This window comes from Aquirufa sp. HETE-40SA, from assembly GCF_054558635.1.
Genome location: NZ_JBPXKN010000001.1, coordinates 1 through 18,795 on the forward strand (window position 1 = coordinate 1; position 18,795 = coordinate 18,795).

Sequence of the window (18,795 nt, forward strand, 5' to 3'; positions counted from 1 at the left end):
CTTGTACCTCGATATAAATCTTCCAAAGCAACCCGCTCTGTCGTGAACTTAATCACCTGATCTACTCTCAGTCTTGCTCTAGAAACCGTATGTTCCTAGCGATTGGGAGTGCAAAGATGTAGGATTATTTTATAATCTACAAACCTGCACTCTAATTTTTTGATATTTTTTTGTGGAGAAGACTAATCCTAGACTATTTGAAGGATAAAATATAATTTTTCTGCTTTCCGTTTCCGATTAATAGGAACTTACCTTTGATTTTATCGAATTGTAGGGGAGAAGCAGGATCAGTTATTTTCACCTTATTTACACTAATGGCGTTTCCTTGGATGGCTTTTCTGGCTTCACCTTTAGAAGAACAAATGAGATTTTCTGTTCCTATGCTAATTAGGTCGGTGAGGTTTTGGCATTCAGCTAGTAAAGTGGCTGAAACTTCATAGACAGGTAATTGTGCGATTAAGGCATCAGAGGCATTACTCAATAATTCTACTGCATCTTTAGAGAAGAGCAGGGAAGATGCTTCAATGACAAGCGCACAAATGTCTGCGCCGTGAACGCGTGTGGTTACTTCTTCTGCGACGGCCTTTTGTAAGATGCGCAAGTGTGGTGCTTCAGCGTGGGCACGCTCCATTTCTTCGATTTGGTCCTTCGTATATAAAGTAAACACGCGGATTAGGCGAGGAACGTCTGCATCAGCGGCATTTAGCCAAAACTGGTAGAAAGCGAATGGGGATGTTTTAGAAGCATCTAGCCAAACATTACCCGATTCAGACTTACCAAACTTAGTTCCATCTGCTTTTGTTACTAATGGAGTAGTTAACGCGAAAGCGGCACGCTCTGTCGCATCTTCATCGTGTCCTTCTTTACGGCGGATGATTTCGGTACCTGTCGTGATATTACCCCACTGATCAGAACCACCCATTTGAAGGCGCACATTTTTGTGCTTATATAAATGATAGAAATCGTATCCTTGTAATAATTGGTAAGAGAACTCAGTAAATGAAATACCTGTTTCTAGACGTTTCTTAACAGAGTCTTTGGACATCATATAATTCACGGTTAAGAATTTGCCAGCCTCACGTAGGAAACCTAAGAAGCTGAATTCTTTGAACCAATCGTAATTATTAACCACCTCAGCGGAATTAGCTCCAGAATGGAATTCCAAGAATTTCTCTAGTTGTGCTTGAATGCCCACTTGATTTTCGCGTAACGTATCTTCTGAAAGAAAATCACGTTCAGCTGATTTTCCTGAGGGATCACCAATCATTCCGGTGGCACCACCTACTAAGGCAATGGGTTTATGACCAGACAATTGAAAATGCTTCAAGAGCATAATTGCCGCTAAATTTCCGATGTGAAGACTCGGTGCAGTAGGGTCGAAACCGATATATGCCACCGTCATTTCTTTGGCAAGTTGATCCTCTAAACCAGGAATCATATCGTGTAACATCCCTCTCCAACGTAATTCTTCAATGAAATTTGTCATAATGTATTCTTTTTTGCAAAAGTACTAAATATCCTTCTTTTTAAATAATAGAGACGAATCACCGTAGCTGAGGAAGCGGTAATTAGTGGCCAAAGCGGTTTCGTAAACCTTTTTCCAATCATCCCCAATTAAGGCAGCGATTAACACTAAAAGAGTGGATTTTGGCTGGTGGAAATTCGTCACAATGCCATCACAGAAATGCAAGGTGTAGCCCGGCATGATTAATAATTCAGTTTCAGCCACCCAATAATTTCTATTCTCCTTTTTTAAAAACTGTAAGACGGCATCGAGTGCGTCTTGAACAGATGGGATATAAGAGCGCTCCTCGTACGCAAATTCTTTAGGCAACACCATTACCCCGTTTTCAATAGGTCTTTTTTCAATCAACCAAACACCACTCCAATACAAACTCTCCAATGCACGCAAAGCCGTTGTTCCTACTGGAATAAATGGCCCCTGATGAGCCAAAAGTGTTTTTATTAATTCAGGTTTAAAAACCAATTGCTCTCGGTGCATCGGGTGTTTGCTGACATCCTCTTCTTTAACAGGAAGAAAGGTGCCCGCTCCCACGTGCAAGGTGAGATACGCTTTCTGAATGTTGATTCGATCTAAATCAGCCAATACCTCATCTGAAAAGTGCAAGCTAGCTGTAGGGGCTGCCACGGCACCTGGTTTTTCAGAAAACAAGGTTTGGTAACGTTCAGCGTCTGAAACTTGTGCCTCTCTTTCCATGTATGGAGGAAGGGGTATTTTACCAATTTCTTCCAAAATTTGGGCGAAGCTTTTATCCGTCTCCCAACTGATCCTTATCTGATTTTTCTCGCGATCGATCCAGGAGAAAGCTAAATCCCCTTTAAAAAGGACATCACCTTCTTTCCAACGCTTTTTATTACCAACTAAACATTCCCAGCTGGCTTCACCTGTACTCTCCATTAATTGTTCTGTAGGAACTGAATCTGAAAGTGGATGCAATAAAAAGAGTTCAACCGCGACGCCATTATCCTTGAATAAAGGAATCCGGGCTGGAATGACTTTGGTATTATTAAATATCAATAAAGCGTTTTCCGGAAGTTGATTTGCTAATTGTCGGAAAGCTTCGTGCTTGATTACGCCATCTTGATAGACTAAAAGCTTCGAATCGTGGCGATTCGCTAAAGGGAATTGAGCGATTTTCGATTCAGGTAAGGGGTAATCAAACGCCTGAATGGAAATATTCGGCATTTGGATACTCATAGTTCCTCTTCGAATTTAGGGCTAGCAAAAAGACGTACGGGAAGGTAAATTAACCAAACTAATAGGAATACAATGCCTAATGAAGGAATGTAACTGTAATCGGTTTGGTAAGTTCTTTCGTCATTCAGCATTAATAAAGCTCTCATCACGAGGATCAAGTAGGTATTGATGAGTGCAGGAAAGAAATGTAGCCAGTTGATAAAGGTACTTTTAATGGTATCGTTTCCTTTCTCTGCGAAAACAGGAAGAATTTGACCCCATTTTTCGGTAGGGATTTTATCAATGGCTTTGATTAATGAGAGCGTTAAGACATTTAATAAGGTGATGACACCTGCAACTAGGTAGAAGACCTCTTCTTTGGGTAGAAATCCATCTCCACGACCTGTTTCTCCAAAATGCACAGCTGTAGGATCAGGAAGCCCTCGGTAAATAAATAACAAAGAGATTCCGAATGCCACCATGGACAAAATTCGCCAAACTCGAGATGCAAAATGGTCTATCGACATAGTTGAATAAAATGTCTGCAAAATTAGTTTTGAAAATCATACCGACCTAATCTTTATTTCTATTATTTTTGTGGATAACCCCTACAAAATGGCAATCTATACGAAGAACGGAGATGGTGGATTTACCCGCTTAGCGGATGGTAAAGGAGTGTCTAAGTCAAATGTTCGCATGGATGCGATCGGGGATATTGATGAATTGAATTGCCATATCGGTGCATTAGTTTGTCAAATGGAGCCGCATCTGGCGGAATATTTACAATCCATTCAGTCAAGTTTGTTTGTTCTGGGCGCACATGTTGCCAGTGATTCGAAAGAATATTTAGGTAATATGAAGCTAATTTCTTTGCACGATATCGTGGCTATCGAAAAAATGATAGATGAAATTGATGGTAAAATAGCGCCTATGCGCTTCTTTATTTTACCAGGTGGACACCCCACTATTGCTGCAGCCCAAATTACTCGTACCGTTTGTCGTCGAGCAGAACGAAGCCTGATTCGATGGGTGCAGGAAGAAGAAAAAGAAGATTATGCGACTGCGATCGCCTACTTGAATAGATTATCAGATTACTTATTTATGATGTGCCGTTATTTACACCATTCATTGGATATCCCCGAGATACCTTGGAATTCCGGCAAGTAGAAACAAAAACCTATGCAAATTACCATTCAAAAAACGCCTACATCTCGCTTAAGCGAGGTTGATTTTGACAATTTGGCTTTCGGCCGCACTTTTGCTGATCACATGCTTGTAGCTGAATATGCAGATGGAGCCTGGAAATCCGTTCAAATTCAACCATATGGCCCCCTTTCCTATCAGCCAGCGATGATGTCCATTCATTATGGGCAAGCTATTTTTGAAGGAATGAAGGCTTATCGCTCGAAGAAAGGAGAGGTTTTAGTTTTTCGTCCTCAGGAAAACATGAAGCGCTTTAACAAATCAGCGGCACGCATGTGTATGCCAGAGGTACCTGAAGAAATTTTTTTAGGAGGTTTAAAGCAATTACTCGAATTAGATAATGCTTGGGTACCGGAAAAAGAGGGTTCCTCATTGTATATCCGTCCCTTCATGTTTGCAACTGATGAGTACGTGGGTGTATCACCTTCCACCACTTATAAGTTTATTATTTTTAATTGCCCAGTAGGTTCTTATTATACTAAACCATTGCGTGTTCGAGTGGAAACCAATTTCATTCGTGCTGCAAAAGGAGGCGTTGGTTTCGCAAAAAATGCAGGGAATTATGGAGGTTCTTTGTATCCAACAGTTCAAGCGATGAAAGAGGGGTACGATCAAATTATTTGGACGGATGCGGCTTCACACCAATATGTGGAGGAAGCAGGTACGATGAATCTTTTATTTGTTATCAACGGTGCGCTTGTTACTGCACCTACAGGAGATACGATCTTGGATGGAGTGACACGTAAATCGGTTATTCAGATTGCCAAAGATTGGGGCTTAGATGTTCAAGAGCGTCTTTTATCTGTAAAAGAATTAGTAGAAGGAATTAACTCTGGTGCAGTGACTGAGGCCTTTGGTGCTGGTACTGCCGCGGTAATTGCCCCTATTAAAACCATAGGTTTTGAGGGCGTTGATTACGAATTGCCAGCCTCTAAAGAGAGTGACTTTTCTGTTAAAGTATTTACCGAAATTAATCAAATTCGCCTAGGTGAAATTCCTGATACACGAGGCTGGATTTTCAAAATCTAGTTTGCGGATTTAAAGCTAATTTTGATACCCGGATCCTTAGGAGTACTTACGTTCTCTAATAGGATTCGGGTATTTTTGTTTTTAGACCAAAGAATGGTTTTACCTTTTAACTCTGATGGTCCGAATTTAGCGTCCAAATAGTTTTTCCAATGCTCAATTAAAGGAGGGACATCCTCTCCAGCTTCCACAAAAATATCGAAGTCAATTTCTTGTAGTTTATTCTGTTCGTTAGGAACGTAGGTTATATCACTGAAGTTTAAATCCGTATCATCAAAATACAAGGTATAGGACTTTCCTTTTTCTGGTTGTGATTCGGCTAACTCCAAAGTGTCCTGAAGGCTACCCATATCTTGACCCCAAGTCGCGTTTCTTATTACCTTATCGGGGCTTAAACTTAATTTTTGTACCCATTCGCCACTATCCTCCCAAGCAGATACCGCTGCTTCATTTTTAGCAATTTCTTTATTTTCACTTTGCTTATCTTGATTGCAGGAGTTAAGAAAAATAAAAATGCCCAAAATTGGAACGATTAGTTTATTTAACGGGTTTTTCATACAATTGTAGTTAAGTAGAATAATTTTATCTGTCAAAAATAAATGAATTTCGTCATTGATAATAAAAAATGTTATTTTTGAAAAAATTATGCATTAAATGGGCTTAGGCCTTACGAATATTTAAGATTATTAGTGGTTAGGTATTTTTAAAATGAGCCGGTCTTTGATCGGCTTTTTTTTGGCTAAAACTCTCTGCCAATACTAACCACAAGTCCGGATTTGCCGCTATTTAATAAAGGTAATCCTAATTTACAGACGAAATTATAATAAGTGACAATGTCAAAACCAACTCCCATTCCATAAATCCAACGATTCGAAAACCGGCTAGAGGTTAATTCTGGTTGTGCTTGGTACACGTAGGCAAAGTCAAAGAAAAGGGTAGGATATAGTGAAACAGGCATTTGGTTGAATTGCTTGTAGGGTAAAAATCTTATCGGAATGATTTTATTAAATAGCTGGTATTTGAATGTGGTTTTTGAAAGTAAAAAATTAGTACCGTCTATCACATTCAATTCATAGCCACGTACATTATCGCCACCATATCCAAGGCCCATAATGTTCGCATAGGGGATATTTTTGTTCTCTTGAGTGACTTTTGCTTTCCATTGGGAGCTAATGAAGAAATTTGATCCAATATCAAAGTAATAGGCGAAAGAAGCTTTTATATCCCAGTAGTTTAAGGCGTCCTGAGCAAGAATTCCATAAAAATTATACGCTAGATCAATTTTTCTTCCTCTAAGTGGGTAGGGAGCAAAATCTCTGAAATCATAAGAGAATGCGTAGGTTAATTGAAGGAAGTTTTGCTCATTTGATCCTTTGTAATAATAGTTAGGATTTAATTGTTTAATGGTATCAGCTATGATAGTGTGGCTATATCTGATTTCAGCGAAATGAAAATCATAAAAGCGAAGACGCTTTCTAAAACTAAGAGCCCCGCTCCACCTTTCCCTTAGTATTTTATCGCTACTAATGGTGTTTAGAGTATCATTGATCGTCCTGAAGGCTAGATTTTTATTGGTGATATAGGTTAATGCGGCGCCAAGTCCAAGCGTTTTTTTGCGATCTAAGTAGGGATTTGAGTAACCTAGTTCTACACGTTGGGTAAATCCTGTCTCGGCTTTGAAGCTAAGTTTTTCATTCCTGCCCATGAAGTTGTTGTGGATAAAATGGGCCCCATAAATTGTTCTTTCAAAGGAATGTCCTCTTTCCCACCAATCATTTAAATTTCTGTCAGCTAATTGAAAAACGGGATATGCTAAGAGATACCATTGTTCTAAAAATTCATAGGTGACCGTGATGTGATCTGAGTTTTTTGGATGAGAATTGCTCTTTACCCAAATAAACAAATTGGTGTTTACTAACTTCCGTCTGTTAAATTCTACACGTGAGTCTATTTCTGAAAATTGTAACGTATCTCCAGGGAAAATATCTAATTCCCTTCTCAGTATGTTATCTCGCGTTTTATCGTTGCCTTTAAAAATGACACTATCGATAATGACGTACTGAGCCTTAGCCTTTTGTTGAAGAAGAAAGCAGCAGGTAATTAGTAAAGAAAGGCGGAGGAATTTCACCTTGCAAGGTAAAAATTTTAATCCATTAGTTCATAAACAATCGCCTCCTGGTGCGCATACCATCTCTCAAAGTTTGCTTGGTATTTTTGCTCGATAGATGGCCTTTTTATCTTCATCGTGGGTGTTAAACACTCATTTTCAATAGTCCAATCTTCTTTAACAATGACCATTTTACGTAAATGTTCATAATTTTTTAATGCGGGGTTTACTTCCTGGCGAAGTGCTTCAAAAGCCTCCTGAATTTCAGCGGTCTCTTTTGACTTACCCAGTGCACTCAATACAATCAAGCCGATCGGTTGTGGCAAATTGACTCCCACCACACAAACCTGTTCAATAAACTCGTGAGTATTTAATTTATTTTCAATAGGCGCTGGCGCCACGTAATGTCCCTTGGCAGTTTTGAAGTTATCTTTAACGCGACCGATTATTGAGATAAAGCCTTCCTGATCCAGTTTGCCTTGATCGCCCGTTTTTAACCAGCCGTCTTCGGTAAATAATTCCTGCGTTAGCTTTGGTTCTTTGAAGTATCCGGTGGAATTATAAGGCGCTCTCATTTGGATTTCATTTGTATCTGGGTCGATGCGAGTTTCGCAGTCGGGATGTATTCTGCCTACTGTTCCCAGTTTTATGATGTCACGAGGCATGACGGTATTGAGTCCCATATTTTCCGTCATCCCGTAGGCCTCCTGAATATAAATCCCTAGTTTTTGAAACCAAGTCAGTAGCTCAGCGGAGATGGGTGCAGCTCCGGTAACTGCTAAAGTAGTTTGGTCTAATCCTAGTCCTTTTTGAATCTTTTTCTGAATAAGTGTTTTGACTATCGGGAGGCTAAGTAATAGGTTTAGTTTCTTTTGGCCTCCAATTTTTTGTAAAATTCCTTCTTGAAATTTAGCCCAAATACGAGGTACCGCCAAGAAATGGGTCGGTCTCGCACTAGCAAGATTCTTAGAGAAGGTGTCAAGGTTTTCGACGAAGTGGATGGTTCCACCAGCTGCTGTAGCTGCAAATTCTACAAAATTTCGTTCGGCAATATGACAGAGGGGCAAGTAGGAAATAAAACGGGTGTTAGGTTGGTCTAATAAGGCGATTTCGCGCGCCATATTAATCCCTGCCTTAATGCCACCGTAGGTAATCATAACACCTTTAGGCATTCCAGTAGTGCCTGAGGTATACACTATCGTTGCAATGTCCGTCGGTTTTGGTGTAGGTAACTTGGTAATTTCTATGGTGTTTTCCAAAATATCAGCCCATTGCACACCTGTTTTTTCAGAACTTTCTGGAGTATGAATCAGCAGTATGTGCTCTGGAATTCCCTCCTTAATTTTGTTCCAATGATCCAGTTTTCCTACGATCAGGATTTGGCATTCAGAATGTACCAATACTTGGTTAAGTTGTTCTTTTGTTAAGGTAGCATAAAAGGGTACTGATATGCCTCCTGCAGCTGCAATAGCTAAGTCTGCCATCATCCAATGGGCAGAGTTTTTAGAAAGGATACCCACATTTTTTGAGCCTTTTTTAAGCTTATCCTGAATGAATTGGGCTATTTTTTTAACCTCTACTGAAGCCGCAGAAAAGGAGTAATCAATGTATTGATCTCCAATGGGTTGCCTTAAATAAAGGCTATTAGGAGTGTACTTAGCCCAATGAAGAAAGTTCTCCAAATTGCTTTGGTAATGCGAAATCATGTAATGTATCTAGAGGTTTATAAAGAAGGAAAAATAAAACTTATTTCCTTTAAATCATAGGATTCTACCGTGAATTCTTTTTCAATTTCTAATAATCCCTTTTCGTTTACACCTAGAATTTTGCCTTCGAATTTTTCGTCATTTGTTTCATATAAAGCCCATTCAGCGCGTCTGAATAGTTTATCGTGGTAAATTTCGTCTATTTTGTTAAATGCTTCACTCGAAAATTGACCGTAGGCTTCCTCAATGCCTTGGGATAGGTAATGGTAAATTTCTGTTAATGCAATGGGTTGTGGTAAATCTAAATAAGAGCGGAGTGAGGTGCCTCTGATATTTTCAAATTGTTTTTGATTGATATTTAATCCAATTCCGATGATGGAGAAACTCCATTTGCCTGCTTGAATATTGTTTTCAATCAGAATACCACCCATTTTAACGCCATCTAGGTAGATATCATTCGGCCATTTAATCTTAAAATTGAAATTTTCACCTTGAGTAGTCCGTGACCATGCCTCCAAACCGGATAAAATTCCATTGGCAATGGCTTTGCTTAAAAAGAACTGCTTCTCTAATAAATGATGCGGTGGACGAAGCAAATAGGAGAGCGTAAGATTTTGATTTGGTTCAGCATTCCAAGTATTTCCCCTTTGACCTCTTCCTTCGGTTTGATGCCCAGCGATCCAAGCAAATCCTTCTTCTAAATCTTCCTTTAAAGCCTCAGAGAAGGCCAAAGAATTAGTTGACGGACAAATGTCTAGATATTTACTCTTTTTGCCGACGAAGCGAGTATTTGCTTGGTAATTGTTCAATTATTATTTGTAATTTTAGGGTTACAAGAACAAATTTAGATTTTTATTCGGTAAGGGTTTCTTGTTGTACAAATTAATACAGAAAAAAGATTTATGAGTAAAACTCTTAAGAAAGCCGCTAAGCAAGTCGATGCGTCTGAGGAAATGGTGAGCTGGGTGGTAAAAGGCATGCAGGATAAAAAAGCACAAGAAATTACGGTGTTGGATTTGCGGAAAGTGGATAATGCATTTACTGATTTTTTTGTGATTTGTTCAGGTACTTCAGATACGCAAATTGATGCAATTGCTGATTCAGTGGATAAGGAAGTGTGGGAATCAGGTAAAATACATGTCCATGCGGTAGAAGGTAAGGCAAACCGGGAGTGGATTTTAATGGATTATTATGATGTCATCGTTCACGTATTCTTGAAGGATAAACGTGCGTTTTTTAAATTAGAAGAGTTGTGGGGTGATGCTAAATTTACGGTGATCCCTGATTAATATTATTTTAGATTTATAGAACCTTTGCACCTATCCAGGTGTTTAATGCCCAACAATAAAAATTCAAAATGGCCAAACAAGGGAATAATTTTAAAAATGCGAAGCGCTCTGGCTTACAACCAAGAATGCCTAAAAAGCCAGCTGGGGGATTCCAAAGCTGGATGGTAGTAGGACTAGTAATCGCAGTCATCAGTATGTTTTTCTTTTCAAAGGAAACGACTTTACAGCCGATAACTATCAAGCAATTTGAATCGATGTTGATTCAAAAAGAAGTAGAAAAGGTATTAATAGTCAATGATAAAATCGTCGAGGTTAGTCTAAAACCAGCCTTTATTCCTAAGTATTTCAAGAAAAATACAACTCAGAAAGTCGTTCCTACTGGTCAGGTTCCTCACTTTGAATTTGAGATTAATTCGAAAGAAAGCTTCGAGCGTTTTTTAGAAGATCGTCAAAAAGATTTTCCCCGAAACGAGCAAATTATGGCTTCGCCCGAGACTAGAACTGGTCCCTTGGATTGGTTAGGTACTTGGGGATTCTTTATTTTGATGGGTCTAAGTTTCTATTTCCTATTCTTCCGAATGGGAGGAGGAGCTGGTGGTGGTGGCCAAATATTCAATATTGGTCGATCCCGTGCTACTTTGATCGAAGGTGAATCGAAAGTGAAGATTACATTTAATGATGTAGCTGGTTTAGACGAAGCAAAAGAAGAGATTCAGGAGATCGTTGAGTTCTTAAAATTTCCTAAAAAATTTACTGACTTAGGTGGTAAAATTCCAAAGGGAGCGCTTTTAGTAGGCCCTCCAGGTACGGGTAAAACTTTACTTGCAAAAGCGGTTGCTGGGGAAGCAGGCGTCCCATTCTTCTCTTTATCAGGATCTGATTTCGTAGAAATGTTCGTAGGTGTGGGAGCAGCGCGTGTACGTGATTTGTTCAAACAAGCGAAAGAAAAAGCGCCTTGTATCATCTTTATTGATGAGATTGATGCTGTGGGTCGTTCTCGTGGTCGTGGCTCGATGCCTGGTGGGAATGATGAGCGTGAAAATACCTTGAACTCCCTTTTAGTGGAGATGGATGGTTTTGCAACAGATTCAGGTATCATCATTATGGCGGCTACGAACCGTCCAGATGTATTAGATCCAGCCTTATTGCGTCCAGGTCGTTTTGATCGTCAGATCTCTATCGATAAACCTGATATCATCGGTCGTGAGGCTATTTTTAAAGTTCACTTGAAGCCTTTGAAATTAGCGGCTGACACAGACCCTAAGGAATTAGCAGCTCAGACGCCTGGTTTTGCAGGTGCAGAGATTGCCAATGTTTGTAACGAAGCAGCCTTAATCGCTGCACGTCGTTCGAAAACGGCAGTTGATATGAATGACTTCCAAGAGGCGATGGATCGCGTGATTGGGGGATTAGAAAAGAAAAACAAGTTAATCTCTCCAGAGGAGAAGAAAATCGTAGCCTTCCATGAAGCTGGTCATGCCATTGCAGGTTGGTTCTTAGAGCATGCAAATCCATTAGTGAAAGTTTCGATTGTCCCTCGTGGAGTGGCGGCTTTAGGTTATGCGCAATACTTGCCTAAAGAACAATTCTTATACCGTACAGAGCAATTAATGGATGAGATGTGTGTTACTTTAGGCGGTCGTGCGGCGGAGGAAATTGTCTTTGGAAAGATTTCAACGGGCGCTCAAAATGACTTAGAACGCATTACGAAATTAGCTTACTCGATGGTGACCATTTATGGTATGAATGAGAAATTAGGCAATATATCCTATTACGATTCCAAAGGATCTGAGTATCAATTTAACAAGCCTTATTCGGAAACGACAGCGCGTGAAATTGATGAAGAGGTTCGTAAAATCATCAAAGAAGCTTACGATCGTACGAAGAAATTGTTGAAATCGAAGCAAGATAAATTGACGATTTTAGCTGAGCAATTATTGCAAAAAGAGGTATTGTTCCAGAGCGATTTAGAAGCATTGGTAGGCCCTCGTCCATTTGAACAACTGACGTCTTACCAAGAGTTTATCAAGGGTGAGACTGAGAAGAAACGCAAGGTGGCGAAAGATGAGCGTGATTTAGCTGAGGAGAAAAAGAATGCTCCTAAGAAAGCTGAGGTGGCTAAAAAGACTCCTGCAAGAAAGCCTGCCGCTAAAAAGCCAGCTGCTTCGAAAGAGGTGGCTGCTAAGCCAAGAGCAAGAAAGCCTAAATCAACAGGTACTGATAGTTAATTAATTGGGGCGCCTAACAATCGCCCCATTTTTTTGATATGATTCATATTAATCTGATTTCTGGTAAGAAAGTATATTTCGCCTCTGATTTTCATTTGGGTTTTCCCGATGAAAAGACTTCAAGAGAGCGTGAAAAGGCGCTGGTTTCTTGGCTAGATCAGGTTCAGTCAGATGCGCAGGATTTATTTCTGTTAGGTGATTTATTTGATTTTTGGTTCGAATACAAGACAGCAGTTCCGCGAGGTTTTGTTCGCTTTTTAGGGAAGCTATCTGCCCTTGCTGATCAAGGCATTGCGATTCATATTTTTGTGGGTAACCATGATTTGTGGATGTGGGATTATTTCGAAAAGGAATTAGGCGCTAAAATTTACAGAGAACCGAGTGATTTGAAGATCAAGTCAGCGAACGCTACATTTCACTTGCACATTGGTCACGGCGATGGTTTAGGTCCTGGAGATACAGGTTACAAGCTATTGAAGAAAGTGTTTACGAATCGTGTGGCACAATGGCTTTTTGGATTCTTACACCCGAATGTGGGGATTAGTTTGGCCAATTTTTGGTCTTCTACTAGTAAGGAAAGTACGATGACGAAAGGGGAGCAAGCATTTAATCCAGATACAGATTATATTTTATCCTATGTGCGTGATCTAGCACAATTGCAGCCAACCGTTCAAGCCTTCGTCTTTGGCCATCGACACCATCCTATTGCTTTCCCTCTTGACACAGGAGCCACTTATTACAACCTTGGGGATTGGTTTAATCCTCATTTTAAAAATGCTTATTACCTCCAACTAGATGAAAATAAAATCGACTTTATTCATTTTAACGCTGATCGCGTTTAACACGTTTTCTCAGCAGAGTACGCCAAAAATAACGGAGCAATGGCGCCCAGCCATTCATTTTAGCCCAAAGAAAAATTGGACAAATGATCCCAATGGGTTAATCTACATCAACGGGAATTACCATCTTTTTTATCAACATAACCCACAAGGAAACGAATGGGGGAATATGAGTTGGGGGCATGCAAAAAGCACCGATTTATTGCATTGGGAAGAATTGCCCGTGGCAATTCCCCACGGAAAAGAATACATTTTTTCTGGATGCGTAGTGTATGACAAAGACCATGTATCTGGTTTAGGAGATCCCAATAAGCCTTTATTGATAGCCATTTATACGGCTGATTATCCCAATACCTTACAAGAGCAGCATTTAGCTTACTCAAATGATGAAGGACTAACTTGGACGAAATATAGCCAAAATCCCGTTTTAAGCATTAATTTGAAGGATTTTAGAGATCCTAACATCATTTACCATGGCCCTTCAAAGCAATTTGTGATGACAGTAGTCAAGCCTTGGGAGTACAAGGCTCAGTTTTATGGCTCGCAGGATTTGATTCATTGGAATTTATTAAGTGAATTTGGCCCGCAAGGCGATGCGGACATGATTTGGGAATGCCCTTCCTTATTAGAATTGCCGGTTGAAAATTCGAAAGAAACAAAGTGGGTTTTAGCTTTATCTAGTCAAGGACCTTATAAAAAGGCGGTGGGAATGCAGTATTTTGTGGGAAATTTTGATGGCAAGACCTTTACGAATGATGCACCTAAAGAGCAGATAAATTATGTCGATTATGGTCGAGATTTCTATGCCGCGATTCCCTTCTATAATACGGTTGATAAGGAGGTATTTTGGCTATCTTGGATGTTGAGTTGGTCCTATGCTAAAGAGCAGCCTACTTTCCCTTGGAAAGGTCAAATGTCGCTTGCTAGAACGCTGTCGTTGAAACGTACTGCGCAGGGATTAAAATTAAAGCAAGTATTAAAGCCCGATTTAACGAAGGCGAAACCCAGTTTTGAGGCTAATAATTTAGTATTGAAGGGAAGCAAGACTTTATCTGGGATGAGGTTTCTTCAGGATAAGACCTATGTCATCGAATTAAAAGTGGATGCAAGCAATGCCAAGCAATGGGGTATTGAATTGGGTAATGAGGCCAAAGAAAATCCGGAAATAACGCGTATTGGGTTCGATGAGAAGAGCCAAGAGTGGTTTATTGATCGCCGTTTAAGTGGTCAAATTCCAGCTCCCGGTTTTGATATGGTTCAATCTGCTCCTGTTATGAAAGGAGAAGATAAAATTTTACAACTGGTGGTAGACCGTTCCACATTAGAATTGTTAGCGCAGGATGGCACGGTAGCTATCAGTTCTTTACGTTTTCCTACGAAAAAAGAGTCAGTTCGCCTGGTCTCCTTGGGTGGAGAACTCAGGATAAAGGAATTACGCATTTGGGAGATAAAATAGCGATTTATTTGTATCTTCCTAAACTTAAAATTTAACCAAAAACTGATGTCGCAAATTCACACACGCTTAGAGGTCATGACAGAACTGGCCAAAAACATGGACTCTTATGTGAAGGACTATTTAGTTCCGATCGAGACCAACTGGCAACCAGCTGACATGCTCCCTGATTCTACTAAGGATTCATTCTTTACAGATGTGAAAGCCTTGCAAGAGGCAGCGAACGAATTGCCTTATGATTACTGGGCCGTTTTAGTAGGGGATACCATTACTGAAGAGGCATTGCCTACCTACGAATCTTGGTTATTAGGTATGGATACAGTGAATCAAGTAGATCAAAATGATGGCTGGGCACGTTGGATTCGTACCTGGACTGCAGAGGAAAATCGTCACGGAAATTTACTAGGCACCTATTTATACTTATCAGGAAAGGTAGATATGAAGGCTGTAGCGGTTTCCACTCAATATTTAATTGCAGATGGTTTCGATATAGGCACTTCAGCTGATCCCTACCGGAATTTCGTTTATACTTCGTTTCAAGAATTAGCAACTAATATTTCTCACCGTCGTACGGCCTCTTTAGCTAAGCAGCACGGCAATTCTCTTTTATCTCGTATGTGTGCACAAATTGCAGCAGATGAGTTACGTCACCACAAGGCTTATCGCGCTTTCGTTTCGGAAATTTTTAATTTAGATCCGAACGAAATGATGATAGCTTTTGCAGACATGATGAAAAAGAAGATTGTGATGCCAGCTCATTTCTTGCGTGAGATTAATGGAGCGAAGAGTTCATTATTTGAGCATTTTTCTGATGCGGCACAGCGTTTAGGGGTTTATACGACCACTGACTATGTGACTATCATGAAAGGTTTAATCTCAGATTGGGATATCGAAAATATGAAGGGATTGAATGAAACGGCAGAAAAGGCACGTGATTATGTGGCTAATTTGCCAGCCCGTTTAGAAAAATTAGCAGATCGAGTAAAGGTGCCTGAATTAGCGTATCCTTTCTCTTGGATTGCCTAAATATGTCAAAGAAGTTATCCATGGATGAGCTAAATAGGCTCGATATATCCGCGTATAAAACCACTGAAAAATTCCCTTATGTGATCGTTTTAGATGACATCAGGAGTATGAATAATATTGGCTCAGCCTTTCGAACAGGGGATGCCTTTAAGTGTGCTGCCATTCATTTGTGCGGAATCACGGCACAACCTCCTCATCGTGAGATATCTAAAACTGCTTTGGGTGCTGATGAGTCCGTGGATTGGTTCTATTTTGAGGATGGAGCTGCGAGTCGTCAGTCATTACGTGCTGATGGATACCAAATCGTATGTGTAGAACAAGTGCAGGGCTCGGTTTCTTTAGAGAAATTCGAACCTGTTAAAGGTAAGAAATATGCTTTTGTGTTTGGAAACGAGGTTTTTGGGGTAAATGATGCTTGGATTCAAGAGGCTGATTTTAGCTTAGAAATACCTCAGTTTGGAACAAAACATTCCTTAAATGTGTCGGTTAGCATGGGGGTGGTTATTTGGGATTTTGTGTCCAAAATCATCGCCTAATTTCGTTCATCCTTTATATTTTGCGTTCATCCTTTTACCAGGATTTGAGCGCAATTTTTGTTTACTTTCGTTTCGTTAATTTCAATCTATGATACTATCTATTCAGAACGTGGTAAAGCGTTATGCAGAACATACAGCTCTTGCAGGGGTAAGTTTAGACATTCCCAAAGGACAAATTTTTGGGCTTCTTGGCCCCAACGGTGCCGGCAAAACCTCACTTATTCGAATTATTAACCAGATTACTGCTCCTGATGAAGGACGGGTGTTATTCGATGGAGAATTGTTACAACCGAAGCACGTCGAGCAGATAGGTTATTTGCCGGAGGAGCGTGGCTTGTACAAGAAAATGAAAGTAGGGGAGCAGCTAATGTATTTAGCTCAGTTGAAAGGGCTTTCTAAAGCTGAGGCGCAGAATAGATTGAAAGATTGGTTTATCCGTCTGGATATAAAAGATTGGTGGAATAAGCACGTTGATGATCTTTCCAAAGGGATGCAGCAAAAGACTCAGTTTATTGCTACCGTGGTGCATGAGCCTAAATTATTGATTCTTGATGAGCCTTTTTCTGGCTTTGACCCTATCAATGCAAATATGCTCAAAGACGAAATTTTAGGCCTAAAAGATAGAGGAACAACGATTTTGTTCTCTACTCACCGCATGGAATCTGTTGAGGAATTATGCGATAGCATTGCGTTGATTAATCATTCTCAGGTGGTGTTGACGGGTGAGAAAGATGAGGTTAGAAATCGATTCAAAAAATTTGAATATGAGATCTCTTATTCAGGCCAATTAGCCGATTCTAAGTCATTTGAGCTAATTAGTGTTGCTCCTGAAAAGAACAGAGCCATAATTAAGTTGACCCAGCCTGATCAAACGAATCAGGCCATTGCAGCCTTACTAAAGCAAGTAGATTTATTCGAGTTTAAAGAGGTGGTTCCGTCCTTTAATGACATATTTATTCAAGTAGTAGCCGAAACGAAATAAGCCATGAACAAGATATTATTAGTGATTCAGCGGGAGTATTTGACCCGCATTCAAAAAAAATCCTTTTGGATAGCCTCATTGTTAGGGCCTATTTTAATTACGGCGATTTATGCGGTGCCTATTTGGTTAGCTATGCAAGATAAGGAAGTAAAACGGGTAGAGATTTTAGATGAGAGTGGTTTGTTTCAAGTTGCTGATCTGAAGGACAAGGAAGTGGAGTTTACCTTGGTGAATAAGCCTGCAGAGGAATTGAAAAAGTCATTTACGAAGGAGGGATATGCTGCTTTTGTACATCTTCCCAAGGATATTTTGACGCAATCAAAAGAGCTCAAAATCTATTCTGAGAAGAATTTAAGCTTGCCTTTAAAGTCGACGATTGAGCGGGTCATTGAGAAAAAGGTAAGAGCTACACTCATGAAAGAAGCAGGAATAGCTTCAGATATTTATGATAAAACGCAAGTAGATGTGGGTAGTGAGACGATTACGGTTTCTGACTCAGGTAATGAAACGAGCTCATCATCTGGAGGGGCTATGATATTAGCTGGAGTGATGGGAATGCTACTTTACATCACCTTGTTATTATATGGATCCCAAGTGATGAATGGGGTGATTGAGGAGAAAAGTAGTCGAATAATTGAAGTGATTATATCGTCCATCAAGCCTTATCAGTTAATGTTAGGTAAGATTTTAGGAGTAGGAATGGTGGGATTAACCCAGTTTTTATTGTGGATTGTGTTGACGATTGGCTTATCACAGGTGGCTTCAACTTTCTATACAGCAAGTCCGGTGAAGCAGAAAATGGAGCAAATGAAAAAGGCAGATCCCGAAGTAGCTAAGCAGGTAGATGATGCATCTCCCATGGCTGAAGTGACTAAAGTGATTGAAAGTACAAATATACCTTTGGTAGTAGGTGGATTTCTATTCTATTTCCTGTTTGGTTATTTATTGTATAGCTCTCTTTTCGCGGCGATAGGTAGTGCAGTAGAGAATACAGCTGAAGCGCAGCAATTTACATTTATCGTCATGTTGCCAATCATTTTAGCTTTTGTAATGGCGCAGTTTACGATGCAGGAGCCTGATAGTACGATTGCTTTTTGGGCCTCAATGATCCCATTCACATCACCTATTAATATGATGGTTCGCTTGCCTTATGGCGTTCCCATGTGGGAATTAGCCACTTCTATGGTTTTATTAGTGCTAGGATTCTTAGGTTGTAGCTGGCTATCCGCACGAATCTACCGCGTAGGAATCTTGATGTACGGTAAGAAAATTACGGTCAAAGAAATGACCAAATGGCTTTTTTATAAAGGCTAATTTTTGCCTAACCAAAGTTCTAATTCTTCTAGTTTGAACCCAGCAAAACATCTGTTATTCAAGACGAAAATAGGTCTCTTGATGGCAGATGTTTTTTCTTGTAAGTACGAGAAAACATCCAAATTTTCTTTCTCCGTATCGCTTAATTGACGATAGGTGCTTCCCTGTTTGTTTAACACCGTTTCCTCGCCTAATTGCTCGATGAAATAGCGCAATTGTGCTGCATCAATGCCACTTTTCTTGTAATTATGGAACACAAAAGGAATCCCCTTTTCCGTTAGATAATCAAACGCTTTTTTCATCGTATTGCAAGCAGGAATTCCGTAAATAGTAAGCATCTTATTGATTTTGGTGGTATTTTTGTGGACTAAGACAAATTTAATACAAA

18 protein-coding genes are annotated in these 18,795 nt (G+C 39.9%); 10 read left to right on the forward strand and 8 right to left on the reverse strand.

From position 1 onward, the window contains the following. Positions 1-193 precede the first annotated feature (193 nt). The 3 genes from tyrS to ACRZ9O_RS00015 are packed head-to-tail and all read right to left on the reverse strand — an operon-like array spanning position 194 to position 3,225. Positions 194-1,486 (reverse strand): tyrosine--tRNA ligase, encoded by a 1,293-nt coding sequence (gene tyrS / locus ACRZ9O_RS00005; protein ID WP_459455124.1) that lies wholly within the window; start codon positions 1,484-1,486, stop codon positions 194-196. 24 nt (positions 1,487-1,510) lie between these two features. After that, positions 1,511-2,719, reverse strand: coding sequence for an S-adenosylmethionine:tRNA ribosyltransferase-isomerase (locus ACRZ9O_RS00010; protein WP_459455126.1), 1,209 nt, complete (start codon positions 2,717-2,719; stop codon positions 1,511-1,513). Further along, a complete protein-coding gene (locus tag ACRZ9O_RS00015; protein ID WP_459455128.1) occupies positions 2,716-3,225 on the reverse strand; it encodes a hypothetical protein in 510 nt (169 codons plus the stop codon). The genes ACRZ9O_RS00010 and ACRZ9O_RS00015 overlap by 4 nt, the downstream gene beginning before the upstream one ends. A gap of 88 nt (positions 3,226-3,313) precedes the next feature. Here ACRZ9O_RS00015 and ACRZ9O_RS00020 point away from each other — a divergent pair, with 88 nt between their 5' ends. After that, positions 3,314-3,865: a cob(I)yrinic acid a,c-diamide adenosyltransferase gene (locus ACRZ9O_RS00020; RefSeq protein WP_459455130.1), complete on the forward strand. Its 552-nt coding sequence runs from the start codon at positions 3,314-3,316 to the stop codon at positions 3,863-3,865. 12 nt (positions 3,866-3,877) lie between these two features. Beyond that, positions 3,878-4,930, forward strand: coding sequence for a branched-chain amino acid aminotransferase (locus ACRZ9O_RS00025; protein WP_459455132.1), 1,053 nt, complete (start codon positions 3,878-3,880; stop codon positions 4,928-4,930). On the opposite strand, the gene ACRZ9O_RS00030 is transcribed toward ACRZ9O_RS00025, so the two are convergent. The 4 genes from ACRZ9O_RS00030 to ACRZ9O_RS00045 form a co-directional block, all read right to left on the reverse strand. Further along, positions 4,927-5,484: a hypothetical protein gene (locus tag ACRZ9O_RS00030; RefSeq protein WP_459455134.1), complete on the reverse strand. Its 558-nt coding sequence runs from the start codon at positions 5,482-5,484 to the stop codon at positions 4,927-4,929. The genes ACRZ9O_RS00025 and ACRZ9O_RS00030 overlap by 4 nt on opposite strands. A 182-nt stretch (positions 5,485-5,666) precedes the next feature. After that, positions 5,667-7,055 (reverse strand): BamA/TamA family outer membrane protein, encoded by a 1,389-nt coding sequence (locus tag ACRZ9O_RS00035; RefSeq protein ID WP_459455136.1) that lies wholly within the window; start codon positions 7,053-7,055, stop codon positions 5,667-5,669. Positions 7,056-7,072: 17 nt separating this feature from the next. Then, the gene (locus ACRZ9O_RS00040; RefSeq protein WP_459455138.1) at positions 7,073-8,740 is read right to left on the reverse strand and encodes an AMP-binding protein; all 1,668 of its coding nucleotides are present in this window, start codon (positions 8,738-8,740) and stop codon (positions 7,073-7,075) included. A gap of 17 nt (positions 8,741-8,757) precedes the next feature. Next, positions 8,758-9,549 (reverse strand): biotin--[acetyl-CoA-carboxylase] ligase, encoded by a 792-nt coding sequence (locus tag ACRZ9O_RS00045; protein ID WP_459455140.1) that lies wholly within the window; start codon positions 9,547-9,549, stop codon positions 8,758-8,760. 93 nt (positions 9,550-9,642) lie between these two features. On the opposite strand from ACRZ9O_RS00045, the gene rsfS reads away from it, so the two are divergent. The 8 genes from rsfS (at position 9,643) to ACRZ9O_RS00085 (ending at position 18,407) form a co-directional block, all read left to right on the forward strand. After that, positions 9,643-10,029 carry a ribosome silencing factor gene (gene rsfS, locus ACRZ9O_RS00050; RefSeq protein WP_459455142.1) on the forward strand — a complete coding sequence of 129 codons (387 nt, stop codon included), beginning with the start codon at positions 9,643-9,645 and terminating at the stop codon, positions 10,027-10,029. 68 nt (positions 10,030-10,097) lie between these two features. Further along, positions 10,098-12,257 (forward strand): ATP-dependent zinc metalloprotease FtsH, encoded by a 2,160-nt coding sequence (gene ftsH, locus ACRZ9O_RS00055; RefSeq protein ID WP_459455144.1) that lies wholly within the window; start codon positions 10,098-10,100, stop codon positions 12,255-12,257. A 38-nt stretch (positions 12,258-12,295) separates the two neighbouring features. After that, positions 12,296-13,099 carry a UDP-2,3-diacylglucosamine diphosphatase gene (locus tag ACRZ9O_RS00060; protein WP_459455146.1) on the forward strand — a complete coding sequence of 268 codons (804 nt, stop codon included), beginning with the start codon at positions 12,296-12,298 and terminating at the stop codon, positions 13,097-13,099. After that, positions 13,053-14,552, forward strand: a complete 1,500-nt coding sequence (locus ACRZ9O_RS00065; RefSeq protein ID WP_459455148.1) for a glycoside hydrolase family 32 protein — start codon at positions 13,053-13,055, stop codon at positions 14,550-14,552. Before ACRZ9O_RS00060 ends, ACRZ9O_RS00065 begins: the two co-directional genes overlap by 47 nt. A gap of 45 nt (positions 14,553-14,597) precedes the next feature. Beyond that, a complete protein-coding gene (locus ACRZ9O_RS00070; protein WP_459455150.1) occupies positions 14,598-15,575 on the forward strand; it encodes an acyl-ACP desaturase in 978 nt (325 codons plus the stop codon). A gap of 2 nt (positions 15,576-15,577) precedes the next feature. Beyond that, positions 15,578-16,111: a TrmH family RNA methyltransferase gene (locus ACRZ9O_RS00075; RefSeq protein WP_459455152.1), complete on the forward strand. Its 534-nt coding sequence runs from the start codon at positions 15,578-15,580 to the stop codon at positions 16,109-16,111. Positions 16,112-16,199: 88 nt separating this feature from the next. Beyond that, positions 16,200-17,093 carry an ABC transporter ATP-binding protein gene (locus tag ACRZ9O_RS00080; protein WP_459455154.1) on the forward strand — a complete coding sequence of 298 codons (894 nt, stop codon included), beginning with the start codon at positions 16,200-16,202 and terminating at the stop codon, positions 17,091-17,093. Between the two features lie 3 nt (positions 17,094-17,096). Next, positions 17,097-18,407 (forward strand): ABC transporter permease, encoded by a 1,311-nt coding sequence (locus tag ACRZ9O_RS00085; RefSeq protein WP_459455156.1) that lies wholly within the window; start codon positions 17,097-17,099, stop codon positions 18,405-18,407. Here ACRZ9O_RS00085 and ACRZ9O_RS00090 read toward each other — a convergent pair. Continuing rightward, positions 18,404-18,745: a Spx/MgsR family RNA polymerase-binding regulatory protein gene (locus ACRZ9O_RS00090; RefSeq protein ID WP_459455158.1), complete on the reverse strand. Its 342-nt coding sequence runs from the start codon at positions 18,743-18,745 to the stop codon at positions 18,404-18,406. The two genes, ACRZ9O_RS00085 and ACRZ9O_RS00090, sit on opposite strands and share 4 nt — an antisense overlap. Positions 18,746-18,795 lie beyond the last annotated feature (50 nt).